Source organism: Synergistaceae bacterium (genome assembly GCA_031272035.1).
Taxonomy (GTDB): Bacteria; Synergistota; Synergistia; order Synergistales; family Aminobacteriaceae; genus JAISSA01.
Map to the genome: position 1 here is coordinate 17108 of JAISUO010000061.1, position 26761 is coordinate 43868.

A 26761-nucleotide genomic window follows, 5' to 3' on the forward strand; every position below is an offset into this window, starting at 1 on the left:
TCTTCTTTCTTCTTCTTTCATAATTTATTGTTCGGAACGCGTATTTCAGCGCAGGCGCGCCGGGACCTCCGTCCAGGGAATGACGACCTGCTCACCGGTACCCATGTTCTTCAGAACCACCGTTTCGCCGGCGAGTTCCTCCGGACCGATGATACAGACCCACTGAACGCCGGAGCTCCCCGCGCTTTTCATCTGGGCTTTGAAGCTGCGGTTCCATCGGGTGGCGTCTCCTCCGTCCTGGTCGGCGGCGATTCCCTCCATCCGCAGCCTGTGGGTCAGAATCTGGACTGCCCCCAGAGCCGATTCGTCCTGGGCGATGACCTGAACTTCCGTCCGGGGTTTTTCCCCGAAGGTCGCGCTCTGCTGCTCCATTACCATGACGATACGGTCAATCCCCGCCGCGAAGCCCACGCCGTTCAGGTGAGGTCCTCCGACGGACTCCGCCAGGTTGTCGTAACGACCGCCGCCGCACACGGCGTTCTGGGAGCCCAGATCTCCCGACAGAATTTCGTAGGCGGTTTTGGTGTAGTAGTCCAGCCCCCGCACCAGACGTTTATCGAGTTTGTAGGTGAAGCTCAGGCGCGTCAGGCCGGCTTTGACCTCCTCGAAATGGGAGGCGCATTCTTCGCAAAGATAGTCATAGACGGCGGGAGCTCCGTCGGCGATGGCTCCGCAGTCCGGAATTTTGCAGTCGAGGACACGAAGGGGGTTGCGGTCCAGACGTCCGAGGCAGGTTTCGCAAAGCCCCTCTTTTTTCGACGTGAAATAGTCCACCAGCGCCTGGCGGTAGCGCGGGCGGCAGTTGGGGCATCCGACGGAGTTCAGGACGACTTCCAGGTTTCTGAGCCCCAGCCGTCGAAAAATTTCCGCTGAAAGAGCGATGATTTCCACGTCGGCCACGGGACCGGGCAGCCCCAGGCACTCCGCATCTATTTGATAGAACTGACGGTAACGGCCCTTCTGGGGGCGTTCGTAGCGGAACATGGGACCCTGACACCAAAGTTTCGCGGAGTTCCCCTGTCCGCAGAGATTATGTTCCACAGCCGCCCGCACCATGCCCGCCGTGGCTTCAGGGCGCAGGGTGATGCTCCGGTCGCCCCGGTCGAGGAAGGTGTACATCTCTTTTTCCACGATGTCCGTCGTTTCGCCGACGCCTCGGGAAAACAGCTCCGTCTGCTCGAAAATGGGAAGATGGATTTCAGCGTATCCAAAATCGGCCATCGTCCTGGCCGTTACGTTCACCACGTAAGCCCACTTCCACGACTCGTCGGGAAGAATGTCCCGCACTCCTCTCGGCGCTTTGATATCCATTCGATCCGTCTCCTTTTAAATATAGATAACCAGATAACTCTAAACTATCCTAACACGCAAATGAAGAGCGTCAATCATCAATAATTTTCATCAATAATTTTCATACCAATAACTACCGTGCCAATAATTACCGGCGAGATTTTGGACAAAACCCGTGAAGGGTCAGGGTTTTATGCGACCGATCAGAGCCCGGCAGGCGTTCACGAGAAACATCGCGTCCATACCGAAGGCGACGGCGTCGAACCCGTCCGCAAAATGTCGCTTCGTTTCGGCCTCATCTCCCGAATAGATAAAAGAAAATTTTCCGGCATCTTTGCAGGCCTTCAGGATGCGGCTCAGGGCGGCGATATAGGCGGGGTTGTCGAACTGCGTGGGTTTTCCCAGCGCGACGGAAAGATCGTAAGGCCCGACGAAGATGCCGTCCACACCCTCTATCGCGGCGATTTCTTCGATATTCTCCAGACATTCGGCGGTTTCGCACTGAGGGATGATCAGAGTTTCCGCGTTGGTCCGGTCAAACCAGTCCTCGATATTTTTCAGTCCCGGCTCGAATCCGAAGCTGGCGACGCGGGTGGTGGCGAAGCCCCTCCGGCCCAGAGGGTAGTATTTGCCGTACTCCACCAGCCGCTGCACTTCATCCACGGTGCGGATGCAGGGAATGATGAGCCCCTGCGCTCCAATGTCCAGCATTTTTAAAATGGAAGAACGCGTGGCGTCCTTCACCCGAACCAGAGGGGCAATCTTTCGCAGCTCGGCGGCGCGGACGAAATCGAGGGCGCTTTCCACGTCGAAGGGACCGTGTTCCGTGTCGATAATGAAGAAGTGAAACCCGGCAAGTCCAAGACACTCCACCGTCGCGGCCCCTCCCAGTTCAAAAAAGGTTCCCAGAATTTTTTCTCCCCGCCGCATTTTCGCCTTCAGACCGTTTTTCGTTCCTTCTTCCATTTTTTCTATTTCCTTTTGCACTTTATCTCCGCTCCATTTCTGTTCAGGTTAAGTTTGTTTTTTGGAAATCCTGCTCATTATAGGGCAGAACTCTTCGAACATTCAGCATAGACAGATGTAACTGGCAGAAATAATTGGGGAGAAAAGAGTGTTATACTCAAAAAATAAACAAAATACTCTGGCTCTGCCGGAATATCGAACTTAAAAGAGGAGGATTTTTCATGATTCAAACACCCAGGCTTCTGATGATACCAGGCCCCACCCCCGTTGTTCGTTCCATTCAGAATCAAATGGCGCGTGAAACCGTGGCATTCGGCGACGCCGATTTTGTGGCCGACTTCAGAGGCGTAGTGGCGGATTTGAAGTCGATGTGGCGGTGCGACGGGGAAATGTTCGTGGTGGCGGGCAGTGGAACTCTGGCCATGGAAATGGCGATCGCGAACGTGACGAAGCGGGGAGACGACGTGCTGGTCTGCACTCACGGATATTTCGGGGATCGTTTCGTGGACATGTGTTCCCGGAGGGAGCTGAAAACCGACGTCCTGAAGGCGGAGTGGGGTTCTGTCTCCACGCCGGAGGAGATCGACGCCGCCCTCTCCAAAAAGAAATACACGGCGGTCACCGTCACTCACGTGGACACCTCCACCGGAGCCATGATCGACCTGAAGGCCGTCTGCGACATGATAAAGTCCAAACATCCGGAGACTTTGCTGATCGTGGACGGAGTGGCCGCCACGGGAGGAGCGGAGTCCTGGATGGACTGGGGCATCGATCTTCTGCTGACCTGCAGCCAGAAGGCCTTCGGGGTCGCTCCGGGGCTTGCTCTGCTGTGGGCCGGCGCCCGGGCTGTGGCCAAACGGAAGGCCCTGGGTACAATTCCCGAATCTTATGTGGATTTCGAAAAATGGATTCCCATTATGCACGACCCGTCCAAATATTGGGGGACGCCTCCGGTCAACATGATTTGGGCCCTGCAGGAAGCCGTTCGTATCCTTCGGGAAGAGGGGCTGGAGGAGCGTTACGCCCGCCACACCCGACAGGCGGCGATCTTTGTTTCGGCCATGGAGGCGCTGGGTTTCAGACCCGCGGCGAAAAAGTCCTGCAGAGCTTCGACCTTGACGATCTTTCTTTATCCCGAGGGAGCGGGACTGGAGGACGGGGCCTTCCGGGCGCGTCTGGCGGAGGAAGGCGTGCAGTCCGCCGGATGCCTGGGAATTTTTGCGGGCAAGGGGCTTCGTCTGGGGCATATGGGAAACATCGACAAACACACGCTGGTGGGCACGGTAGCGGCCGTCGAGCGGGCCTGCATCGGCTGCGGCTGTGCAATCGCCCCCGGGAAGGGACTGGCGGTTCTGCAGGAAGGGCTTATCCGGGAGCGGGCGTAAGCGCCGGAGCGAGCGAAGGAAGGAGAGAGGACACTTGAGCGATACGAGGCCGAAGGAGCACTGGGAGTCCAAAGACGCGGAGCGTCCGGTCATGGAGGGAAATCTCCAGTATCATATTCGCTGCGGGGACGGCGACGTCAGCCGGTACGTGCTGCTTCCGGGAGATCCCGGTCGAGTGAGCCTCATCGCTGAACAGTGGACGGAATCCCGTTTTGTCGCCAGCAACAGAGAACACTGCACCTGGACGGGAAAACTGGAGGGAGTGCCGATTACCTGCTGCTCCACGGGGATGGGGGGAGGTTCCGCGTCCATCGCGCTGGAGGAACTGGCGGCTCTCGGAGCGGATACCTTCCTTCGCGTGGGGTCCTGCGGCGCCATCAGCGAGGCCGTGGAGTGCGGCGACCTCATCCTGTGCTCCGGCGCCATGCGTCAGGATGGAACCAGCCCTCAGTACGTGGACGTTTCCTATCCCGCGCTGGCTCATTACGAGGTGACGACGGCTCTGGTGGAGGCCTGCGAACGGTTGAACCTGCCTTATCATGTGGGAGTGAGCTGCACCACGGCCTCTTTTTATTGCGGACAGGCCCGGCCGGGCTTCGGGGGTTACGTCCAGTCCTCCTTCGAGAACAAAGTAGAGGATCTGAATCGCGCGGGGGTCCTGGACTTCGAGATGGAGGCCGCCACAATTTTTACTCTTGCGGGTCTTTACGGCTTCAGGGCGGGAGCGGTCTTTGCCGTGGTCGCCCACCGGCTGCAGAACAAGTTTAAATATGAAGGGATAGATCGAAGCGTACTGGCCGCCAACGAGGCCGTAAAAATTCTGGCGGAGTGGGACGCGAAAAAGGCAGCGGCAAACAAGCGGTACTGGTTTCCCGGGCTTCTTCGCCCGTGACGAAACGAGCCCCGGGGTTTGGAAGCGGAGTTCAGAAGAGAGAATCCGCCTGTTTTTAGCATTGAATGATAAAATTATTAAAAATAAAAAAAAAGATATGCACTGTGAAAATGATAAAATTTTTCTCAAATTTGTGTAGTTTTAGCGCAAGGGCTGTTATAATGCAAATTGGGATAAGCGATCTCTTGCGTTGTTGCCTTGCTTCCGTTATATTATATAAAATTTTTTGAGGATCATAATTATAAAAGTAGTATCATCACTGTCGAGCGCACTGACAAGTGACAAGGTGAATGAGTATGAGCGTCTGAGGCAGATGATTGCAGGTAAAAGCCTGGTGGGAGGCTTATGGGATGAGTGCGGCGAAAAAAAGAATAGGCGAAATTCTTCTGGAGGCAGGCAGTATTACGAAGGCTCAGTTGAATGAAGCCCTGAAAGCCCAGGTAAGTTCCAATAACCGGCTGGGAGAAATCTTTGTAGAAAAGGGAATCCTGACTCAGCAGCAGGTGATAGAAGCGCTGGCTCTTCAATTTATGATGCCTGTCGTGGATGTGAAAAACTATCTCACGAACATATCGGCGATCAATTCACTTCCCAGAGGGTTGATGGAGCGCCTGGGGATATTCCCTCTGGAGTTGCAGAACGACGGAACCACTCTGGTGGTGGCGATTTCTGACCCCCTGAACCTTCCGGCGCAGGACGAGCTGCGGATGTCCACAACCCTTAATATCAAGCTGGCTCTGGCTACGGAGCAGAATATTTACGCCGCTCTGGCGGCCATTGGCGGCGGCGGTCCCGGAACCGTTCCGGCGGATAACAAGCCGGCGGAGGCGCATTCTTCACCGGTGGCGCCGCCTGCCGCTCCGGCAGCTCATGCTCCTGTCCAGCCCTCCGGAACCCCGGCGCCTGGGATGGCGGCGGCTTCAACGCCTCCGGCGGCGCCAAAAACGGCTGTGACTCCTCCCGCGCCGCCCGTTCCGCCGGTTGCCGCAGCGGCGGCTCCGGTTCACTCCGCTCCCGAACCCGAGGCGGTTTTTACACCGGAAGATTTTCTTCCCTACATGGGAAATCAGACGGCTCCGGCCGCGGGTGGAGGAGGATTTTCTCCCCTGCCCTCTCTTGATTCTCTGGGACTGGGAGGCCTGAAAAACAATAACGCGCCTCTGTCCGAGCCGACGGTGGAAAAACCTCAGGCCCCGATACGGCAGGAGCCCCTCCATCTTCAGCCTCAGCCCCAAATTCAGCCTCAGCCCGCTGCCATGACGCCTCCTCCTCCTCAGACGGTTCCCTTCACCATGCCCCACGGAGGAGCCGCTCCCATGGGAGCCTCTCCGGCGGCGGCGGTAGCGCCTCAGACCTTCGGCATGGGGCATACGGCGGTGGCGACAGCGCCTTCCATCGTTCCGCCTCCGGTGCAGACCGGAGTGGTCAGCACGGAAAGAGGGATCGTGCCCGCGGCGGCTCCGGCGGCTCCGGTGCCTGCGGGCGGCGCCACGAGAGATGTGGCGGTTTCGGACGCGCCGTCGAAGCCCTTCCTCAGCATGATGAAATCTCAGCCCAAACTGGGCGATATTCTGGTGCAGGCGGGAGTTATTACGGAGCCTCAGCTTATGGAGGCCCTGAAAAAGCAGAAACTGACGGGTAAACGTCTGGGAGAAATTCTCGTTTCCGAGGGGATCATCACGGAAATCCGGCTGGCGGAGTCGCTTTCCACTCAGCTGAAGCTGCCCATGTTTACTCTGACCCGCTACCGGCCCATGCCGGAGGCCATCAAATCGGTGCCGCGTCATGTTTCGGAGCGTCTGCAGCTCATTCCTCTTTCCATAGTGGAAGGGGATCTGCTGCTGGTGGCCATGGCCAACCCTCTGGACCTCCTTGCCCAGGACGAAGTGCGTATGCTTACGGGGCGGGACCTCAAGATCGGCATCACCACGGCCTCCGAAATTCAGGCCAATCTGGACCGGCTCTACAACCTTCAGGGGAACCTGGAAAACGCCATCGTGGAAATTTACGGCGATACGGAGCTTCCCATGGAGGAGAGCGGCATCATCGAGGCCAAGGCGGACGACGCGCCGGTCATTCAGCTCGTCAGCAACGTTCTGGATCAGGCCGTTCGCGAAGGGGCGTCGGACATTCACGTGGAGCCCTACGAAAAGAGCGCCCGCATTCGCTATCGCGTGGACGGCGCTCTGTACACCTCCTTCGACTACCCCGTGGGCCTGCACGCGGCCGTGTCGGCCCGTATGAAGATTATGGCGGGGATGGACATCGCCGAAAGGCGGAAACCTCAGGACGGGCGTATTCTGATCAAGGTCAGCGGCAGGCGGGTGGACCTCCGCGTCAGCTCTCTGCCCACCCTGCACGGTGAAAAAATCGTGCTGCGTATCCTGGACCAGGAGAACGCCTCGGTGGGTCTGGAGAAGCTGGGACTGGAGAACGACGATCTGGAAAAGATCGACGTCTTCTGCGGGACGCCCTGGGGAATTCTGCTGGTTACGGGACCCACGGGAAGCGGAAAATCCACGACGCTTTATTCCATGCTGGAAAAAATCAATCAGCCGGACGTCAATATCGTCACGGTCGAGGATCCCGTCGAATACACGGTGGCGGGAATCAATCAGGTTCACGTCAACGAAAAGGCGGGCCTTTCGTTTGAGTCCGCCCTGCGCTCCATTTTGCGGCAGGATCCCGACAAGGTCATGGTGGGAGAAATTCGCGACCAGAAGACGGCCTCCATCGCCATCCGGGCGGCTCTGACGGGACACTTCGTCCTTTCCACGCTGCACACCAACGACGCCCCCAGTGCGGCCACCCGTATGGTGGATATGGGAGTTGCGCCCTTCCTCGTGTCCGCGTCTCTTTCCGGAGTGATTGCCCAGCGGCTGGTGAAAAAACTGTGCCCCTTCTGTAAGGAAGAATACGAGATGGATCCCAACCTGTGCGACGCGCTTCGCGTCCCCCACGGTTCTCACGCCTGGAAGGCCCGGGGCTGCAACGAATGCCGGCAGGGTTACAAGGGACGGAAGGGCATTTACGAGATTATGATGGTGGACGACGATCTCAGGAAGATGATTCTGGAGGGCGTCAGTAATATTCAGCTTCGAACGGAAGCTATAAAACGTGGGATGAAGACGCTTCGGCAGTCGGGAATCAATGCCGCTATGGTGGGCCTGACCAGTATAGAAGAAGTCTTTGCGTCCACCCTTTAAATTTTTCAGGGGAGGGGTCTGTTTTGCCGGCAGATTTGAAAGTCTTACTGGGCGATGTAATAAAAAGAAACGCCAGCGACCTGCATATCGGCGTGGGAGTGCCTCCGGCGATGCGAGTCGACGGCGGGCTGCAGTATATAGACGAGTGCGGCCCCCTGACGGGTTTCGACGTGGAACAGGCTCTGAAAACGATACTGACCAGCGAACAGATGGAAAAGTACAAGGAGTCCCATGAGCTGGACTTCAGTTTCACGTATAAAACGGACAATCTGGAAGCCCGGTTCAGAGGAAACTGTTATTACGAGTCCCGGAACATGGCGGCGGCCTTCCGTCTTATTCCTCTGCAGATTCGTTCCATCGACGACCTGAGCCTCCCTCCCGTTTTGAAGGACATCAGCAAGCGGAGACGGGGACTTTTTCTGGTCACCGGACCCACCGGCCACGGGAAAAGCACCACCCTGGCGGCCATTTTGAACGAAATCAACAAGACCCGTTATGACCATATCATTACCATAGAAGATCCCATTGAGTACGTTTACAGATCGGACAAATGTCTGGTGCATCAGCGGGAAATCGGCACGGACACGGAGAGCTTTTCGGAGGGCCTGAGGCGGGCTTTGAGGCAGGATCCGGACGTTCTGCTGATCGGAGAGCTGCGGGATTTGGACACGATCAGCGCGGCCATTACGGCATCGGAAACGGGGCATTTGGTTTTCGGAACCCTGCACACTCAGGACGCGGCTCAGTCCATCGACCGTATCATCGACGTTTTTCCGCCTCATCATCAGACGCAGATTCGCATACAGCTCTCGTCCGTTCTGGTGGGGATTTGTTCTCAGCAGCTGATACCCAAGGGAAAGGAAGGCGGCGGCGGGGGACGTATCTGCGTGACGGAGCTTTTGATCGCCAATCCGGCGGTGCGAAACTGCATTCGGGAGGGCAAAACCAACCAGATCAAGACGTTGATTCAGACGGGCGTGAACGTGGGAATGCACACCATGGAGCAGAGCCTGGCGGTGTTTGTGAAAAGCAAAATTTTGTCGCTGGATGCCGCGCTGACCTATGCGTACGATCCGAAAGATCTGCAGCGCATTCTTCTGGAGCAGCAGGGGATGCGTTAAATTTAAATAGTACATTGAAGGGAGAGTACTATGAATTTTCGATATAAGGCACGGGCCGCGGACGGCAAAATTGTCGAAGGGTTGCTGGAGGCGGACAACCAGGGAATAGCTCTGGAGTCTTTGAGGCAAAAGGGAATGCTGCCGCTGTCGGTGAATCAGGCCACTCGAACGGGCGCGGCCATGATCGCCAACAAGCGCACGATGACCATTTTCGACAAGATGCAGCGCATCGGAACGGTGCCGGCCAAGACGAAAATGGTGTTCTTCCGTCAGCTGGCGACCATGATTCAGGCGGGGCTGAGCCTGACGATGGCGTTGGACATCGTGACGGAACAGGAAAAGAACCTGATTTTCCGGGATGCGGTCAACGCCGTGAAGAACGGCATCGATCAGGGTCTTCCCATGAGCCAGATCATGAAGCAGCAACCGGTTTTCAACTCCATGATGACCGCGCTGGTCCAGGCGGGGGAAGAGGGTGGTATTCTGGAGAACGCTCTCGACCGCGTCGCCAACCTGTTGGAAAAACAGCAGGCTCTCCGAAGCAAGATTCGTTCGGCCATGTTCTATCCCAGCTTTATCATCTGTTTCGCGATTTGTGTCGTCATTGTTTTCATCGCGTTCATCCTTCCCAAATTCAAGCAGGTCTTTGACGGCATGAACATCGAGCTTCCCATGCTGACGCAGTTCATGTTCGCCATGGGAGATTTCTGCGAAGAAAACTGGAGGATGATCGCAGTGGTTACCCTTCTTACGATAACGGCGATCGTCTGGCTCTGCAAGAGCAAAACCACAAAACCCATGATGGACGTGGTCAAGCTGAAGGTGCCGATCATCAAGAGCCTGGTGTTCAAGTCCACCATGGCGCGTTCCACTCAGACTCTGGCATCGCTGGTTTCCGCTGGCGTTCCGATTCTGCGGGGGCTGGAAATGGCCAGCGAGGTCGCCGGAAACAGCGTAGTGCAAAGAGGTTTTGACAATCTGCTGGAAGCTGCAAAACGGGGAACCAACCTGGGAGACGCGGCCCGGGGCGCGAAGATTTTCCCGGTTCTTGTGTGTCAGATGGTGCGTATCGGCGAAGAAACCGGCCACCTGGACGACATGCTGGAAAAGGTGGCGACCTGGTACGATCAGGAGCTGGACGAGCAGGTCAAGGCGATCACCTCCCTGATGGAACCCTTTATGATCGTCTTCGTGGGAGGCATCGTCGCCCTCATCGCAATGGCGATCTTTGGCCCCATCACCTCCGCAATCTCTCAGATGGGTTAAATGGGTTAAAAATTGGCGAGTTGATAATCGGATTAATAATCGGATTGATAATTCAGGAAAGCACGGGTCGCGGCAGGGTGACCCGGACAGGTTTTTCACCCATGGTGCATTTCCCTTTACGGAGATGACGGGGAAAGCATAAGCGGACGATCGACGAAGAAACGAGTCGGGGTCGTTCGCTTAATTTTTTGTCGGTGAGGACCGGGGTCCGGTATTCAGCAGAATAAAAAAAGCGGGACAAAAATAAATATTTTATTTTAGAGAAAAGTTAGAATATATCGATTTAGGTCTTAAGTCCTATTGATATAGGGTAAAAGTGCCTTATACTTATCCGCACAGGTTCCAATTTGGATGGTAGAAACGAATTGGATGGCAGGAACAAATTCTGAAAGTAAATAACAAGGGAGGAATTGGTAATGGTGAAAGTGCGGAAAGGTTTTACGTTGGTTGAGTTGTTGATCGTTATCGTTATTATCGGTATCCTGGCGGCGGCAATGCTTCTTTCCAGCGGCGCGGCGACGGCTTCGGCGGAGGCCTCCACGATCATCAGCGACCTGCGCAGCATGAAGGCGGCGGCTCTGATGCTCTACGCGGACAGCATGGATGTTTTTGAGAACACCACCTACAGCCTGACGGTCAACTATCTGACGCCCTACGTGGACAACCCGGCGAAGTACACGATTGCGGGCAGCCCTTATGGCCTTTCGGTGGACTCGAATGAGAGATGGTGGGTGTACTACAACCTGTCCAACAAGAGCAGCGAAGTCAAGTCCAAGCTGCAGGGCAGAGCCCAGACCACAGGACTGCTGAAGAGCACGAACCTGACGGACAGCTACACGACCGCCAGCAACACCGTGTGGATGGTCGCCCGGTAAGAAAACCCCGAAAATCTGAGAAAAATGTTTTACGGCCCCCCTTCGGGGGGCTTTTTTTTGTGCAAATTTCTCCCCTGGATTAAACGAGATTAAAAGAATATGAAAATATCAGTTTAGATTCTCAGGCCCTATTGTCATGGAGTCGATGTGCCCTATACTTGTGAGAAGCGGAGAGAGCGGGCGAAGGGCTTGCCCGAAGGTTGTAAGGTTGTCTGAAGTAAAAAGCGGATATTTTAAGGAGGAATGAGTGATGATTAAAGTGCGAAAAGGCTTTACTCTGGTGGAGTTGTTGATTGTTATCGTCATTATCGGTATTCTGGCGTCGGCGATGCTTCTTTCCAGCGGCGCGGCCACCGCTTCAGCCGAGGCTGCCACGATTATCAGCGACCTGCGCAGCATGAAGGCGGCGTCCCTGATGCTCTACGCGGACAGTATGGATGTTTTTGAGAACACCACCTACACCCTGACGATCACCTACCTGACGCCCTACGTGGACAACCCGGCGAAGTACATGATTACGGGCAATCCTTACGGTCTCTCGGTGGATACGAATGAGAGATGGTGGGTATACTACGACCTGACCCACAAAAGCAGCGAGGTCAAGTCCAAGCTGCAGGGCAGAGCCCAGAGCACGGGGCTTCTGAAGAGCACGAACCTGACGGACAGCTACATAAGCTCCGCCGGGACCGTGTGGATGGTGGCCCGGTAGCGCACGCGGCGGGGCGGGCAGTTTGCGACCCCCTTCGGGGGGTTTTTTGTTTGTTGTTGTAAATTTTTAAAAAAATTCTAAGAATGATATAGAATTAGGTCTAAAGTCCTATTGATATAGAGTAAATAAGCCTTATACTTTTCGCCAAAAGCTCCAGAGCGAATGAGCAGTTGGTTGATCCGGAGCGAAAAAGCAATATCCTTAAAGGAGGAATTGGTAATGGTAAAAGTGCGTAAAGGTTTTACACTGGTTGAGTTGTTGATCGTTATCGTTATTATCGGTATTCTTGCGGCGGCAATGCTTCTTTCCAGCGGCGCGGCGACGGCTTCGGCCGAGGCCTCCACGATTATCAGCGACCTGCGCAACATGAAGGCGGCGTCCCTGATGCTCTACGCGGACAGCATGGATATTTTCGAGAACAGCACCACCTACACCCTGACGGTCACCTATCTGACGCCCTACGTGGACAACCCGGCGAAGTACACAATTTCGGGCAGTCCTTACGGCCTCTCGGTGGATTCCACCCGCAGATGGTGGGTGTACTACAACCTGTCCAACAAGAGCAGCGAAGTCAAGTCCAAGCTGCAGGGCAGAGCTCAGACCACAGGACTGCTGAAGAGCACGAACCTGACGGACAGCTACACGACCGCCAGCAACACCGTGTGGATGGTCGCCCGGTAAAAAGCCCCGAAAATCTGAGAAAAATGTTATACGGCCCCCTTCGGGGGGCTTTTTTTATGGGGACGCGCCTGTTTTTTTCACAGTGGTGGTATAAGATAGGTCTGTTCGAAAAATCCGTGTTGATGAACAGAGGGTGAGTATCCTGAGGAGAGTGCTGGTCATTCCCTGTTATAACGAAGAGCTTACCATCGCGAAGGTGGTGACGGACTTCAAAAAAGAATTGCCCGCCGATTGCAGAATTGTCGTCATGAACAACCGGTCCACCGATAACAGCGCGGAACTGGCCTCCGCGGCCGGGGCGGAGGTTTTTTTTGTGGCGCGTCAGGGCAAGGGGGCCGTGGTTCGCGAAATTTTCCGCTCCATCGACGCCGACGTTTATATCATGGTGGACGGAGACGACACCTACCCCGCCGAAGACGTTCATAAACTTCTGGCGCCCGTCGAGGCGGGAAACTCGGATATGGCCGTGGGGGACCGCATCTCCGGCGGAGCGTACGGCCAGGTGAACGACCGGCGCTTTCACGGTTTTGGAAATATACTGGTCAAAAAATTAGTAAACTTTTGTTTTAAAAGTGATTTGCGTGATATTATGACGGGGTACAGAGTTTTCAGCCGCTCTTTTGTGGAGAATGTTCCCATTTTATCGGATGGCTTCGAGGTGGAAACGGAGATGACGATTCGAGCTCTGGATCGTAAACTTTCTATTGTGGAAATTCCCATCGCTTACAGAAATCGTCCGGAGGGGAGTTTTTCCAAGCTGAACACCCTGCGTGACGGGATGCGGGTGTTGAAAACCATTTTTTTCATTTTGAAGGATTATCGGCCTCTGCTGTTTTTCGGAGCGCTGTCCCTCTTGTTTCTCCTGGCGGGGTGCGCCTCCGGGGTTCCGGTTTTGCTGGAATTCATGCGGACGCGTTTCATCACCCGCGTTCCTCTGGCGCTGCTGGCGACGGGGCTTGTTTTGGTTTCGGCGGTTACGCTGAACTGCGCGCTGATCCTGGATACCTTTGTGGCGCACGAGCGTCAGCGGAACGAACTCGAACGGGTTTGCCGGAAAAATAAAAGATAGGAATCTCATGTTTCAGGCGCAAATCGCTCCTCTGGCGGCAAAACGATCTTTTTCTTTTCTGCGGGCGGCGTTTTTTTTGATGTCGTACGTTTTTCTGCCCTCCTTTATTCTCTCCGTTTTTTTATTGCTGCGGGTGGGTTCACCGGCGTTGGCCTTTGGATGTTCCCACCTGGTTCTTCCGGGGATATTTTTTTATCTGCGCCGTGAGATTTCATGGAAGGAAATTGCCGTTTTCCTTCTTTTGATCGCCTTTTCCTATGGCGTTTCCTGGTGTTTTTTTGATTTTTTTCATGACGCTCTGGCTTATTTTCAGCCCGCGATCCGCCGGATAGCCGAAGGGTTCAGTCCGGCGTACGATGGATATATGGATTTCGGGCGTTCCCCCGACGTGTGGTCCGATGCCTCCACCTTTTACCCGAAGGCCGCGATGTACTTTGCGGCCTGCGCGCTGGCGGCGCTGGGGGACATCCAGCCGGGAAAGACTTATCATATTCTTCTTCTGTTTTCCGCCCTGTTTTATGCGATCCATGTGACGCGAAACGACGGGTTTCTGAAAAAATGCCTGTGGATTCTGGCCTGTCTGAATCCCATCGCCCTCACCCAGTGGACTTCCCTGATCATCGACGGAGCTTTGGCCTCGCTTTCGCTGATCGGACTTTTGTTTGCTAACGCCTTTTTCACTCAAAGATCCGTTTCCAGGCTGGAATACGCTCTGGGCGTCATGGCGCTGTCTTTTCTGTTCTGCGTGAAAACGACGGGATTTGCCTATGGAAGCGTTATTCTGTTTTTCATCTGTCTGCATCGTCTGTACGCGGTTTACCGGGAAAACGAAAATCCTCCGGCGGGGCGGCGTTTCTTCGAAGCGTTTAAAAGCGCCACTGTGACCGGACTTCGCCTTGGAGGCACGGTGCTGCTGCTGAGCGCCGTCATCGGCTTCAATCCGTACCTGACCAATCTGCGCGAGGGAAGGCATATTTTTTATCCGCTGGTTCAGGGGAGCTCCCTGGAAAAAATGGATACGGCCGCCGGACTTGAAGATATGACCAATATCGTCTATCCCGAGGCCCATAATCGATTCACGCGATTTCTTTTTTCCATTTTTGCCCATCCAAACCCGGATCCCCGTCCGGCTCGGCTGAAAAACCCCTTCAGCGCCCCCCTGTCCGACTGGTGGATTTTCGGAAACGCCTACAACCTGTACGCGGGAGGGCTGGGGCCCCTGTTCGGGCTTCTGCTGTGCCTGGCCGTTCTGGCGCAGGTTCTTTCGTCGGGAAGGGGCAACCTCTGGCTGTGGCTCACTTTGCTGATGATGACGTTCATTCAGCCTCACGCCTGGGTGCTGCGGTACAGCCCCTTTGTCTGGCTTTTTCCCTTTCTGTGTCTGGACGCGGTTCCTCAAAAGAAATCGCGCTTTTTGATCGTCCCGCTGCTGATCGCCCTGGTGAACTCGGGGGGAGTTTTTTATTTTCTCTGCGCCGAACAGTGGCGGGCTACGCGAATGACGACGGAGGATTTTGCGCCTCACTGCGGAGAAACTGTGTTTTTGGACCGGACGATATTCGAATTTGATGGCATTTTCAATCGATTTGATCTTAAACAAAAATATGTCAACCCGGAAGAAGCCTTTTTTTTCCGATATCCAGGGCTGAGGCGCCTGGGGCAGGACGCCTCTCCCATGGGAGTCAATTTCTTTTTTTCTGAAGATTTACCTCCTCTTCCGGACTTCCCGCTGGTGCTGAGCGAGGAGAAAGCCCTGCCCTGGCTGCGGATGTCGGAAGGGCTGTCGGCCGTCGACGAGTCCGGCGGAAAAATCTGGAGGTCTTCCGGCAACAGAATCAAATTTTACCTGCGGGTCGACGACGGGCCGGAAGGCGACCTGCGCCTGACCCTGCGGGGAAAACCGTACGATCTGTACGGCCCGAGGCCCGATCTGAGCGTTGGGGTGTTCGTCGGCGACCGGTGGGTGGGAACCTGGAAGGCGGGCTGTGAGAACGAAGCCGGGGGGACTTTTATCGTTCCCGCGCGGTTATTGAAAGAAGCCTTTGAAGCGGAAGGTCGTCTTTTGACGCTGATGCTGCGCATCCCCGCCGTTCCCTTCAGCCTTCCGAAGTGGGAAACGGCTTCCTTCGGACTGGAGCTGGAAAGGGTGGAACTTCTCCCCTGGCGGGAGAAACCGGCGTCCTGACGCGGAGCCGGTTATTTCAGGAGGGGTTTTCAGTGTTCCGCAAAAACGTGAAATTTTCTTTTATCGATGTTTCGCTGCTTCTTCTGCTTTACGTTTTTTTGCCGTCGTTTCTTCTTTCCGTCTTTTTGCTGCTGAGGACGGCTTCCCCCGCCGCGGCCTACGGGACATCTCTTTGTATTCTGGGCGGGCTGATTCTCCTCCGACGGAAGGAAACCGGCTGGAGGGAATGCCTGTGCTTTGTCGCCATTGTCGTCGTCAGCCACCTTGTTTCCTATATCTTTTTCGACTTTTTTCACGACGCTCTGGTCTACCATCAGCCGGCGATCAGCCGTATTGCCGCGGGCTTCAATCCCGTGTACGACGGCTATATGAGCTTTGGGCGTCCTCACGATACCTGGAGCGACCAGGCGACGTATTTTCCCAGAATGGCCTGGTATTTTGCGGCATCGGTCACGGCGGTTTTCGGAGACATCCAGTGGGGAAAGGCCTATCACCTGATTCTGCTTTTTGCGACGGTTCTGTTCGTGTTTCATCACACCCGCGGAGAGTCTTTTCTGAGACGTTTTTTCTGGCTGCTGGCCGCTCTGAACCCCATAGCCGCGCTTCAGTTTACGGGGTATCTGGTGGACGGGGCGCTGGCCTCTCTGTCCACGATGGGGCTTTTTTACGCGTATCTTCATTTTTCAGAGAAGCCCCTGACCCGACTTTCGCATGTCATCGGGGTTCTTTGCCTGGCGATGCTCTTTTGCGTCAAAACGTCGGGGTTTGCCTATGGCGGCATCATCCTGTTCTGTATTGCTCTCCATCGTCTTCTGGAGACCTGGCGCGCCTCGTCGGGGAACTGGAAGGCCCGCGGGAAAACGGCTTTTATGCGGGCCGCGAAGCTGAGCCTGAAGCTGGGAGTTCCTCTTCTGTGCCTGGTGGTCGTGCTGGGGTTTTCTCCTTATATCACCAATCTTCTGCAGGGAAAGAATATTTTTTATCCACTGATGGGAGTGGACGCTTCCGCCGACAGTAATGTGTCGCTGGCCTTGGAGGAACTGGCGCGGTCCGTTTTTCCCGACGCTCATAATCGTTTCACGAGGCTTCTCTTTTCCATCGCGTCCTACCCTGTGGTTACGGTTTATCCCGACACGCGCCTGAACGCTCTTTTCGCCTCTCCCGCCGAACTTAAAAACCCCCTGGGGGCTCCATGGATTGAATGGAAACTGTTTCGGGGAGGCGGACTTGCCGTGGCCGGAGGTTTGGGCCCCCTGTTTTTTCTGCTGTTCCTGTTGAGCTTCATTTACTGGATTTTTTCCCTGACGCTGAAAAACGGAGAGCGAAAGGGCTGGGTGTGGATGCTTTTCACTCTGGGATTGCTGCTTTTTATACAGCCTCACGCCTGGTTTGCGCGGTACGCCCCTTTTCTCTGGATGACGCCTTTCGTGTTTTGTCTGTCCCTTCCCCGAGAGAAGGATTATCTTCTTGTGGCGCCGATTATCCTCGCCCTGGCCAACATTGCGGGAACGACCTGGGTGTATGCGGACGATTCCTGGGAAAATACCCGGCGGATCGTCAGGGCTCTCGCCCCTTACAGCGGGCAGTATGTCCTTTTGGATAAAAGCGTTTTTCAGTGTGATGGATTTTTCGATCGATTTGGGATTAAACAAAAATTTGCCAATCCGGAACAGACGACTTTTCCCGGGGCCTCTTTCTGGACGGAACGTCGGGAGCGTCACCTGGGCAGACCGGTGTTCGGCAGCAACATCGCCTTCGAAGAGGACATTCCCCCTCTGCCGGACTTTCCCGTTCTGCTGGCGGAGAAGGAAGCCGAGCCCTGGCGGAAAATGGCGGAGGGCATTATGCTGTACGACCCGTCGGAACAGCCCACGCTGATGACGATCTCCGCCTTCCCCGTTCCCAAAGGCTGCTGGAACTATTCCAACAAGGTCAAATTTTATGTGCAGGTGAAGGAACGGCCGGAGACGGACAGAAATTTCCTGCTTACCGCCTCCCCTCGGGTGGATGAAAAAGGAGATTTCGCGAAACAGTCGATTGAGATTTACGCCAACAATCAGCGGATAGGGGAGTGGCTTTTCGACCGTCCGGAACCGGAGGAGAAAACCGTCCTTCTCCCTCGAAAAATTCTGGAGGAAAGTTATGAGGATGAAATGCATTTGCTGACGGTGATGCTGCGGCTGACGAACCCTGATGTTCCCAAAGCCTGGCAGGAATTCAGCCTGATGTTCGAAAAAATGGAATTTCGCCCGATATTTCAGATAGATAATTAAGAATGGGTTCCGGGGGGACGCCCCCTGAGTTTGGTTGTATATCTGTGAAAAGTTTTCTGGAGGTGCAAAGCGTGGAACTGAGGGAAACGGAAGGACAAACAGAAGGACAGGGGCTTTTTTCCCCTCTGAATGTGGCGTTTTTTCTGGTGCTGTACGTGTTTTTGCCTTCGTTCATTCTGTCTGTTTTTTTGCTGCTGCGGACGGGCTCTCCGGCTTTGGCCTTCGGATGTTCTCATGTCATCCTGCTGGGGACGGTTTTTTATCCGCGCCGGAAAATGAACGGGCGGGAGGGCGTTCTTTTCGTCCTTTTACTCCTTGCCGCTTATGCCGTTTCCTGGTACTTTTTCGATTTTTTCACGGACGGACTGGCTTATTTTCAGCCCGCCATCCGCCGTATTGCGGCAGGTTTCAATCCCCTGTACGACGGCTATATGAATCTCGGCCGCCCGAAGGATCTCTGGTCCGAGGTGGCCACCTATTATCCGAAGTCCATGGTGTACTTCGCGGCCTGCGCTACGGCCGCTCTTGGGGACATTCAGTTCGGAAAAGCCGGGCACGTTCTTCTTTTTGCGGCTGTGGTCCTTTATACCGCCCACGCCACCCGAGGGGAGTCCGCCGTCAAAAAGTGCGTGTGGTTCGCGGCCTGTTTGAACCCCGTCATCCTCACTCAATGGACGACCACGATCATCGACGGGGACCTGGCGTCCCTCTGTTCGATCGGACTGCTGTTCGCGAACGCCTTTTTTACGGGCCGGACCCTCTCGAAGAGAGAATACGCCTTGGGCGTTATGGCGCTGTCGCTGCTGTTCGGCGTGAAGACGACGGGTTTTCCCTATGGAAGCATCCTTGTTTTCTTTATTTGCGTGCATTGTCTCTGGAAGGCGTGGCGGAAGAAGGGTTTTTGGAACGCTCTGAGGCGGACCTTCAGGCCGGGACTGAAACTGGGCGGAACGGTGCTTCTCGTGAGCTGCGTTCTCAATTTTCATCCCTATATCACCAACCTGCGGGAGGGGAAAAATATTTTTTATCCCGTGATTCAGTCCTTCCACAGCCCTTCCCCTACCAATCTGGACGCGCTGGGGAACGATGTCTATCCCGACGCTCACAATCGTTTTACGAGGCTGTTTTTTTCCGTCTTTTCTCATCCGGAGGTCAAATCCGTCCCCGCGAAGCTGAAAAATCCCTTTGAAGCTTCCGTGGCCGACTGGAAGCCCTTTGAGGCCACCTACAACATGTACGCGGGGGGGCTGGGGCCCCTGTTCGGTCTTTTGCTGGTCATGGCGGTTCTGGCGCAGGTTTTTTCGAAGGGTCGGGGAAACCTTTGGCTGCTTCTGACGCTGCTGCTCCTGACCTTCATCCAGCCTCACGCCTGGGTGCTGAGGTACAGCCCCTTCGTCTGGCTTTTTCCCTTCGTCTGCCTGAGCGTCGTTCCCGAGCGGTGGAAACTCTTTCTGACCGTTCCTCTGCTGGTGGCGGTCCTTAACGTGGGAGGCATCCTGTTTTTCTTCTGGACGTACCAGTGGCGTTTAAGCCGGGATCTGAGAGAAATGCTGGAACCTTACCGGGGATCGGTGGTTTTTCTGGATGAAACGGTCTTCCAGTGGGAGGGTATTTTTGACCGGTTCGGCCTGAAGCGCAAATATGTGAACCCGGAGGAAACCGTTTTTTCCAGAGTTCCGGCTCTCGGACATCTGGCCCTGAGCCGCACTCCCGACGGAGTGAACCTGTTTTTCCCGGAGGACCTGCTCCCTCTGCCGGAGTTCCCGCTGGCCCTGAATCAGAGGGAAGCCTTTCCCTGGCTTCGCATGTCGGAGGGACTCTTTCCGGAGGAAATTTCCCTGGACGGCCAGCTCGACGTCGTCTGGCGTTCCTATGGCAATAAAATCAAATTTTTCATGCGAGTCGACCGTGCCCCGGAGAGAGACGGGGTTCTGACCCTGCGCGGAAATTCCTACTCCATCGACGGAGTTCCGCCCGACCTGTCTCTGCCGGTATTGATCGACAATCAGCCCGTTGGAGAGTGGAAAATTACTCCTGAGGCGGGGGAGCAAAAGTTTTCCATTCCCCGGAAGCTGCTGGAGGGGTCTTTTGAGGACGACGGGCATCTTTTGACGCTGATGTTGCGTATCCCCGCCGTTTCTCTCAAAATTCTGCCAACCGGGCGAATCGATCCCGCGACCTTCGGCCTGGAACTGGAGGGGCTGGAGTTCGGTTTGGGCGCGGAGAAAGCGGATGACGGAGACGCCGGCGGTGCGGAAGAAAAGGGGGAAACATCTCGATGATGATTCAGAATAAATCTGCGGAACGGAGCTCTCCGGAGGCGGAGCGCCTTTTTTCTCCTTTGCTGATGGCGTTTTTTCTGGTGTTGTATGTCTTTTTGCCTTCGTTTATTTTGTCGGTATTTCTGCTGCTGAGAGTGGGGTCCCCGACGGTCGCTTATGGATGTTCCCACGCCGTTTTACTGGCCCTGGCTTTTTACCTGCGCCAGAGAATAAGTATGGAAATAAACTGGACGACAGTTCTCGTTTTTGCAGGGCTTCTGGTTATCGCCCACGCCGTTTCCTGGTATTTTTTCGACTTTTTTCACGACGGGCTGGCCTACTTTCAGCCGGCGATAAGTCAGATCGCGGGAGGCTTCAATCCGGTTTACGACGGCTATATGGACTTTGGCCGAGGGCCGGACATCTGGTCCGACGTGGCCACGTACTATCCGAAGTCGACAATGTACTTCGCGGCCTGTCTGACGGCGGCGTTGGGAGATGTTCAATTCGGCAAGGTCAGCCATATTCTTCTTTTTGCGGCCACGCTTTTTTACGCAGCGGAGACGACGCGAGGGGAGTCCCTCCTGAAAAAATGCGTCTGGTATCTGGCCTGTCTGAATCCCATCATTTTGAACCAGTGGACGTCGCTGATCGTGGACGGGGACCTTGCCTCTCTCTGCCTGATCGGGCTGCTGTTCGCGAACAGTTTTTTCAAAGGGAAAATGATTTCGGGCGTGGAGTACGCTTTGGGGATCATGGCGCTGGCGCTGCTGTTCGGCGTGAAAACCACGGGATTTCCCTATGGAAGCATCATTATTTTCTTCATCTGTGTGAATCGGCTTTGGACGGAGTACGCGAAGCGACCGGACGAAAGAGCAGGGCCGCGTTTTTTCAGAGCCCTGGGAAATGCCTTCCGGCCGGGTCTGCGCCTTGGAGGGATGGTCCTGCTCGTGAGCTGCGTTCTCAATTTTCATCCTTATATCACCAATCTGCGTGAGGGAAAAAATATTTTTTATCCTGCGGTTCAGTCTTTTCAGACGAATCAGCCCTCCTATTTGGATCAAATTGGAGACGCGGTGTACCCGACCCGGCACGATCGTTTCACAAGGCTGCTTTTTTCCATTTTTGCCTCTCCCATGTCGACTCTGTCTCCGGCCTGGATTCGCTCCCCCCTCAGCTCTCCGGCGCCGGACTGGCGGCACTTCGAGAACTCGTACAACATCTACGCGGGCGGGCTCGGCCCCTGGTTCGGTTTGCTGCTCTGCGCCGCCATCCTTCTGCAGGTCCTCCTGAAGGGCCCGGGAAATCTCTGGTTATTGCTTACGCTGCTTTTGATGACCTTCATTCAGCCTCACGCCTGGGTGCTGAGGTACAGCCCCTTCGTGTGGCTGTTCCCTTTTGTGTGTCTGGACAGCGTTCCCGAAAAGAAAAAAGTTTTTATCGCGCTCCCTCTGCTGCTTGCGGCCTTCAATGCGGGCGGGATCGCATTTTTTTCCGGAAGGTATCAATGGTACTTCAACCTGTGGCTGCGGGATTTTTTTGAACCCTGCCGGGGGAAAATCGTTTTTATGGATCAGTCGATATTTGATTTCGACAGTATTTTTAAACGATTCTCCGTCACTCCGGAATATGTGAATCCGGAAGAGGTCGTTTTTCACAGAAATCCGGGATTTGGACGCCTGGCGCAGGATCGGGACGCGAAGGGCGTCAATATCTTTCTGGCCGAGGACCTGCTTCCTCCGCCGGAGTTTTCGATGAACCTGAGTGACGAGGCGGCCCTGCCCTGGCTTTACATGTCGGAGGGACTCGTCCCCTCGGAGGAGTACCAGGAGGGACGTCGCGTGAGAATCTGGCGCTCCTACAGCAACAGGGTCAAATTTTTCATGTCTTTCGATCGAAAACCCGAAAACGACTGGCTTTTGACGCTGAAGGGAAAACTCTATACAAATTATGCGCTGATCTCGAATTTGTCTGTCGTGCCCTTTGTAAACGATCAGGCCATAGGGGTGTGGAAAATCGACCGCACGGGAAACGAACAAACTTTTGTCGTGCCCCGAAAATTGCTGGAAAAGGCCTTCAACGAGGAGGGACACCTTCTGAAGCTGATGCTGCGTATGCCCGCGGTCTCTTCCGTGAGTCTGTCCCAGTGGAAGACGTCGGACTTCGGGCTGGAACTGGAAAGCCTGGAGCTGCGGCCAAAGATCGGAGACGACGATGCCGATTCAAAATGAAACCGAAAGACTGATGCCGACCCAGCTGTACATGGCGTTTTTTCTGGTGCTGTACGTGTTTTTGCCTTCTTTCATTCTCTCGGTGTTCCTGCTGCTGCGCGTGGGGTCTCCCGCTCTGGCCTTCGGGTGTTCTCATGCCGTCCTGCCGGCGGCGGCGTTTTACCTGTACCGCCGCGGGAAAATCTCCTGGCGGGACGTCGTTCTGTTCGTTCTCGTCATTGGAGCCGCATATGGCGTTTCCTGGTGGTTTTTTGACTTTTTTCACGACGGCCAGGCCTACTTTCAGCCCGCGATAAAGCGGATAGCCAAGGGCTTCAATCCGGTGTACGACGGTTATATGGACTTCGGCCGGGCCCCCGACGTCTGGTCCGAGGTGGCCACGTACTACCCGAAGTCCATCATGTATTTCGCGGCGTGTCTGACGGCGGTTTTCGGGGATATTCAGTTTGGAAAAGCCAGTCATATTGTCCTCTTCGCGGCTTCAATCTTTTATACGGCGCATGTGACCCGAAGCGAATCCTTCCTCAAAAAATGCGTCTGGTATCTGGCCTGCCTGAACCCCATCGTCCTGACGGAGTGTACGACGCTGGTCGTCGACGGGGATCTGGGTTCCCTCTCTCTGATCGGGCTCCTGTTTGCCGGAGTTTTTTTCAGAGGCGGAGTTCCCTCAGGCGTGGAGTACACCCTGGGGATCGTGTCGCTGGCTCTGCTGTTCGGAGTGAAGACGACCGGTTGCCCCTATGGGAGCATCATTCTTTTCTTTATTTGTGTGAACAGGCTTTGGGTGGAGTACGTGAAAAGGTCGGGAGAATCGACGGGAAAGCGCCTTTTCGATGCCCTGGGAAGTTCGTTCCGGCTGGGCCTGCGGCTTGGAGGAATGGTCTTTCTGGTGAGCTGTGTCCTCAATTTTCATCCATATCTGACCAATCTGCGGGAGGGGAAGAATATTTTTTATCCTGCGGTTCAGTCTTTTCGTGTAAATCAGCCAACGGGCCTGGATCACGTTGAAGACGAAGTTTATCCCATGGCCCACAACCGTTTTACGAGGCTGCTTTTTTCCATCATGGCCCGTGCGGTTCCGGACATCGAACCCGCCAGGATTCGGAACCCCTTCAGTTCGCCCTTTCCCGACTGGCGGCTGCTCGCCAACGGACCCAGCGTCCACGGGGGAGCTATGGGGCCTCTGTTCGGAATTTTTCTGTGCCTGTCCGTTCTGGCGGGGGTTCTGCTGCGTGATGAGGACAGGACCAGGGTCGGAGAAAACTTTTGGCTGCTGCTGACACTGCTTTTGATGACCTTTATTCAGCCTTACGCCTGGACGCTGCGGTACGCTCCCTTCGTGTGGCTTTTCCCTTTTGTGTGTCTGGACGGCGTTTCCGGAAAAAAGGAACGGGTGCTGATCGTTCTCCTGCCGATTGCGGCGGTCAACGCGGGGGGCCTTTTATTTTTCTTCGGGGAAAATCAATGGAAAAGCAATTGGGCCATGAGACAAAATCTCCAGCCCTATGAGGGAGAAGTCGTATTTTTGGACCGGTCGATCTTCGACTTTGCCGGCATTTTTGACCGGTTCCGCCTTCGGCAAAAATACATCAATCCGGAAGAGGTCCTCTTCCACAGATTTCCGGAAATCGGGCATTTGGCCTGGAGCCGCACTCCCGACGGGGTGAACGTCTTTTTCCCGGAAGATCTGCTTCCCCTGCCGGAGCAGCCCCTGACGCTCAACAGCGAAAAGGCTCTGCCCTGGCTGCGGATGTCGGAAGGACTTGTTCCCATCGAAATTTATCGGGAAGGCATCGCGGAAACTGTCTGGAGGTCCTCCGGCAATAAGGTCCGGTTTTTCATGAAGGTCGATGAAAAGCCGAAAAGCGGTCTGAGCCTGATTCTCAATGGGGCGCTGTATCCCGCCTCCGCCGGGGACGGGAAGGAACTGCCGGTGGTGGTCTTTGTAAATCATCAGCCCCTTGGAGTCTGGAGCGTGAAGGCCGACGGCGGTGAAAAACGTTTCGTCATCCCACGGTCGCTGCTGGAAGAATCCTTTGAGGACGACGGGCATCTCCTGATTTTGTCGCTGCGCATTCCCTCCGTTTCTTTCATGACCTTACGCGATGCGGTGTCTCCCTTTGGCCTGAGGCTGGATCGTCTGGAGTTTCGGCCCGGCTCTGAAAATAAAAACGAAAATGACGGGCAGGTGGAGCTCCGATGACGACACGGCTTTCAGGTGAAATGGCGGTAAAAGAGGTTCCCAAAATTTTCTCGCCTCTGATGGTGGCGTTTTTTCTGGTGTTGTACGTCTTTTTGCCCTCCTTCATTCTGTCGGCGTTTTTATTGCTGAGAGTTGGCTCGCCGGCGGGCGCGTACCTGTGCGCTCACGCCGCTCTGCTGGGGACGGCCGTTTATTTGCGTCGGGAAATAACGTGGAGGGAAATCGTCGTTTTTATAATGATTCTTTTCGTCGCCCATGGCCTTTCCTGGTATTTTCTCGACATGATGCACGACGGACTGGCCTACTTTCAGCCCGCGATACGACGGATCGCCGGAGGCTTCAACCCCGTATACGACGGTTACATGGACCTGGGCCGGGCTCCGGACGTCTGGTCCGAGGTGGCCACGTACTATCCGAAATCGGTCATGTACTTCGCGGCGTGCCTGACGGCGGCTCTGGGGGATATTCAGTTCGGGAAGGTCAGTCATGTTCTTCTTTTTGCGGCGACGCTTTTTTACACGGCCCATGTAAAGCGGGGCGAATCCCTTCTCAAAAAATGCCTGTGGTACGCGGCCTGTCTGAATCCCATCATTGCGCTGGAGTGGACGACTCTGGTCATCGATGGAGACCTGTCGGCTCTTTGTTTGATCGGCCTGTTGTTCGCGAATGGTTTTTTCCGAAAAAAAGTTCCGTCGGGCGTCGAGTTCGCCCTTGGGGTCATGTCGCTGTCCCTGCTGTTCGGGGTGAAGACCACGGGGTTTCCCTACGGGAGCATCATTATTTTCTTCATCTGTGTAAATTGTTTGTGGGAGGAATACAGGAAACGACAAAAAGAAGGCTCGGGATCCTGTTTCGGAGCGCTGAGAAAATCCTGCGCGTTGGGGCTGCGGCTTGGAGGGATGGTGATTCTCGTGAGCTGCGTGATGAATTTTCATCCTTACATCACCAACCTGCGGGAGGGGAAGAATATTTTTTACCCTGCAGTGCAGTCTTTCCAGAAGGAAACGTCGTCGATTATAAGCGATTATGGAGACACCGTTTATCCTTTGGCCCGCAATCGCGTCACAAGACTTCTTTTTTCGATTTTTTCCCATCCGGGAGGGCAGCTTATTCCCGCAAGGCTCAGAAATCCTCTGAGTTCTCCCGTGGCCGACTGGAAAGTTTTCGAAAACGCGTATCATACCCACACGGGAGGTCTGGGGCCTCTGTTCGGCCTTTTGCTGTGCGTCGCGATATTGCTGCAGGTGCTGTTGAGGGGTCGGGGAAACCTCTGGCTCTGGCTCACTCTGCTGCTGATGACCTTCATTCAGCCTTACGCCTGGACGCTGCGGTACGCGCCCTTTGTGTGGCTTTTTCCCTTTTTGTGTCTGGATACCCTTCCCGAAAGGAAAGGTCTGTTTTTAAGCGTGCCGTTGCTGCTGGCGCTTTTCAACACGGGAGGGATGGCGTTTTTCTTTTGCCGATACCAATGGAGTTTCAACGGATGGATACGAGAGCTTCTGGAGCCTCATCAGGGAGAGACCGTTTTTCTGGACCGGTCGATCTTCGAGTTTGACGGTGTTTTTGATCGATTCCACATCAAACAGGAATACGTCAATCCGGAGGAGATCGTTTTTCACAGAAATCCGGGGCTTGGACATCTGGCGCAGAGTCGTACCGGGACGGGGGTCAATTTTTTCTTCGCGGAAGATTTGCTCCCCCTGCCGGAGTTTCCTCTGAGTTTGAGAGAGGAGCGGGCTCTGCCCTGGCTGAAAATGTCGGAGGGCCTCATTCCCGTCGAGGACTATCAGGAAGGCGCCGCCGTAACGGTGTGGAGATCCTACAGCAACAGGGTCAAGTTTTTTATGAAGGTCGATCGAAAACCGGAAGGCGACCAGATCCTGACGCTGACAGGAAAAGAGTATCCCGCAACCGCACTGTTGCCGGATTTGTCACTGGTGGTATTTGTCAATGATCGGTCGCTTGGGACATGGACGGTTCTCCGGACGGGAGATACGGAACGGGCTTTTGTCGTTCCCCGAAACCTGTTGGAAGAGGCCTTTGAGAGCGAGGGTCACCTCCTGACTCTGATGCTGCGCATCCCCTCCATTTCTTCCGGAGCGCAGTCGGGCGGCCGGTCTTCCTGTGGTTTGGAGCTGAAAAGCATAG

Annotated in this window: 17 protein-coding genes and 1 pseudogene; 16 read left to right on the forward strand and 2 right to left on the reverse strand. The window is 55.0% G+C overall.

The annotated features are described in order from the left end of the window. Window positions 1-45 precede the first annotated feature (45 nt). Window positions 46-1311 (reverse strand): histidine--tRNA ligase, encoded by a 1266-nt coding sequence (gene hisS, locus LBR61_07640; protein ID MDR1731952.1) that lies wholly within the window; start codon window positions 1309-1311, stop codon window positions 46-48. A gap of 162 nt (window positions 1312-1473) precedes the next feature. Then, entirely contained in the window at window positions 1474-2256 is a 783-nt protein-coding gene (locus LBR61_07645) for a hypothetical protein (GenBank protein MDR1731953.1), read from the reverse strand. A gap of 221 nt (window positions 2257-2477) precedes the next feature. Here LBR61_07645 and LBR61_07650 point away from each other — a divergent pair, with 221 nt between their 5' ends. The 16 genes and pseudogenes from LBR61_07650 to LBR61_07725 all read left to right on the forward strand — a co-directional run. Beyond that, the gene (locus LBR61_07650) at window positions 2478-3641 is read left to right on the forward strand and encodes an alanine--glyoxylate aminotransferase family protein (GenBank protein ID MDR1731954.1); all 1164 of its coding nucleotides are present in this window, start codon (window positions 2478-2480) and stop codon (window positions 3639-3641) included. Between the two features lie 34 nt (window positions 3642-3675). After that, the gene (locus LBR61_07655) at window positions 3676-4533 is read left to right on the forward strand and encodes a nucleoside phosphorylase (protein MDR1731955.1); all 858 of its coding nucleotides are present in this window, start codon (window positions 3676-3678) and stop codon (window positions 4531-4533) included. 350 nt (window positions 4534-4883) lie between these two features. Beyond that, a pseudogene (locus LBR61_07660) lies at window positions 4884-5312 on the forward strand (type II secretion system protein GspE). Window positions 5313-6074: 762 nt separating this feature from the next. After that, a complete protein-coding gene (gene tadA / locus LBR61_07665) occupies window positions 6075-7739 on the forward strand; it encodes a Flp pilus assembly complex ATPase component TadA (GenBank protein ID MDR1731956.1) in 1665 nt (554 codons plus the stop codon). A 23-nt stretch (window positions 7740-7762) separates the two neighbouring features. Further along, window positions 7763-8860, forward strand: coding sequence for a type IV pilus twitching motility protein PilT (locus LBR61_07670; GenBank protein MDR1731957.1), 1098 nt, complete (start codon window positions 7763-7765; stop codon window positions 8858-8860). Window positions 8861-8890: 30 nt separating this feature from the next. Beyond that, window positions 8891-10126 carry a type II secretion system F family protein gene (locus LBR61_07675; protein MDR1731958.1) on the forward strand — a complete coding sequence of 412 codons (1236 nt, stop codon included), beginning with the start codon at window positions 8891-8893 and terminating at the stop codon, window positions 10124-10126. A gap of 416 nt (window positions 10127-10542) precedes the next feature. After that, the gene (locus tag LBR61_07680) at window positions 10543-11001 is read left to right on the forward strand and encodes a prepilin-type N-terminal cleavage/methylation domain-containing protein (GenBank protein ID MDR1731959.1); all 459 of its coding nucleotides are present in this window, start codon (window positions 10543-10545) and stop codon (window positions 10999-11001) included. Between the two features lie 250 nt (window positions 11002-11251). After that, window positions 11252-11710 carry a prepilin-type N-terminal cleavage/methylation domain-containing protein gene (locus LBR61_07685; protein MDR1731960.1) on the forward strand — a complete coding sequence of 153 codons (459 nt, stop codon included), beginning with the start codon at window positions 11252-11254 and terminating at the stop codon, window positions 11708-11710. A 219-nt stretch (window positions 11711-11929) separates the two neighbouring features. Beyond that, window positions 11930-12391 carry a prepilin-type N-terminal cleavage/methylation domain-containing protein gene (locus tag LBR61_07690; protein ID MDR1731961.1) on the forward strand — a complete coding sequence of 154 codons (462 nt, stop codon included), beginning with the start codon at window positions 11930-11932 and terminating at the stop codon, window positions 12389-12391. Between the two features lie 133 nt (window positions 12392-12524). Beyond that, a complete protein-coding gene (locus LBR61_07695; GenBank protein MDR1731962.1) occupies window positions 12525-13460 on the forward strand; it encodes a glycosyltransferase family 2 protein in 936 nt (311 codons plus the stop codon). Between the two features lie 79 nt (window positions 13461-13539). Then, window positions 13540-15645, forward strand: coding sequence for a hypothetical protein (locus LBR61_07700; GenBank protein MDR1731963.1), 2106 nt, complete (start codon window positions 13540-13542; stop codon window positions 15643-15645). Between the two features lie 32 nt (window positions 15646-15677). Next, window positions 15678-17918 (forward strand): hypothetical protein, encoded by a 2241-nt coding sequence (locus LBR61_07705; protein MDR1731964.1) that lies wholly within the window; start codon window positions 15678-15680, stop codon window positions 17916-17918. A gap of 71 nt (window positions 17919-17989) precedes the next feature. Continuing rightward, complete coding sequence (locus LBR61_07710; GenBank protein MDR1731965.1) at window positions 17990-20200, forward strand: hypothetical protein; 2211 nt, start codon at window positions 17990-17992, stop codon at window positions 20198-20200. Next, a complete protein-coding gene (locus LBR61_07715; GenBank protein MDR1731966.1) occupies window positions 20197-22410 on the forward strand; it encodes a hypothetical protein in 2214 nt (737 codons plus the stop codon). The genes LBR61_07710 and LBR61_07715 overlap by 4 nt, the downstream gene beginning before the upstream one ends. Further along, a complete protein-coding gene (locus tag LBR61_07720; GenBank protein MDR1731967.1) occupies window positions 22394-24613 on the forward strand; it encodes a hypothetical protein in 2220 nt (739 codons plus the stop codon). The genes LBR61_07715 and LBR61_07720 overlap by 17 nt, the downstream gene beginning before the upstream one ends. Then, window positions 24610-26761: hypothetical protein (locus LBR61_07725; protein MDR1731968.1), on the forward strand; the 2152-nt coding region annotated here is incomplete at its 3' end. The genes LBR61_07720 and LBR61_07725, both read left to right, overlap by 4 nt.

Excerpts from the sequence above, each read along its gene's own strand:
- LBR61_07715 (MDR1731966.1), top strand. The coding sequence starts at position 20,197 with ATGATGATTCAGAATAAATCTGCGGAACGGAGCTCTCCGGAGGCGGAG.
- LBR61_07645 (MDR1731953.1), bottom strand. The coding sequence starts at position 2,256 with ATGGAAGAAGGAACGAAAAACGGTCTGAAGGCGAAAATGCGGCGGGGA.
- LBR61_07680 (MDR1731959.1), top strand. The coding sequence starts at position 10,543 with ATGGTGAAAGTGCGGAAAGGTTTTACGTTGGTTGAGTTGTTGATCGTT.
- tadA (MDR1731956.1), top strand. The coding sequence starts at position 6,075 with ATGAAATCTCAGCCCAAACTGGGCGATATTCTGGTGCAGGCGGGAGTT.
- LBR61_07675 (MDR1731958.1), top strand. The coding sequence starts at position 8,891 with ATGAATTTTCGATATAAGGCACGGGCCGCGGACGGCAAAATTGTCGAA.
- hisS (MDR1731952.1), bottom strand. The coding sequence starts at position 1,311 with ATGGATATCAAAGCGCCGAGAGGAGTGCGGGACATTCTTCCCGACGAG.
- LBR61_07690 (MDR1731961.1), top strand. The coding sequence starts at position 11,930 with ATGGTAAAAGTGCGTAAAGGTTTTACACTGGTTGAGTTGTTGATCGTT.
- LBR61_07685 (MDR1731960.1), top strand. The coding sequence starts at position 11,252 with ATGATTAAAGTGCGAAAAGGCTTTACTCTGGTGGAGTTGTTGATTGTT.
- LBR61_07720 (MDR1731967.1), top strand. The coding sequence starts at position 22,394 with ATGCCGATTCAAAATGAAACCGAAAGACTGATGCCGACCCAGCTGTAC.
- LBR61_07650 (MDR1731954.1), top strand. The coding sequence starts at position 2,478 with ATGATTCAAACACCCAGGCTTCTGATGATACCAGGCCCCACCCCCGTT.
- LBR61_07700 (MDR1731963.1), top strand. The coding sequence starts at position 13,540 with ATGTCGTACGTTTTTCTGCCCTCCTTTATTCTCTCCGTTTTTTTATTG.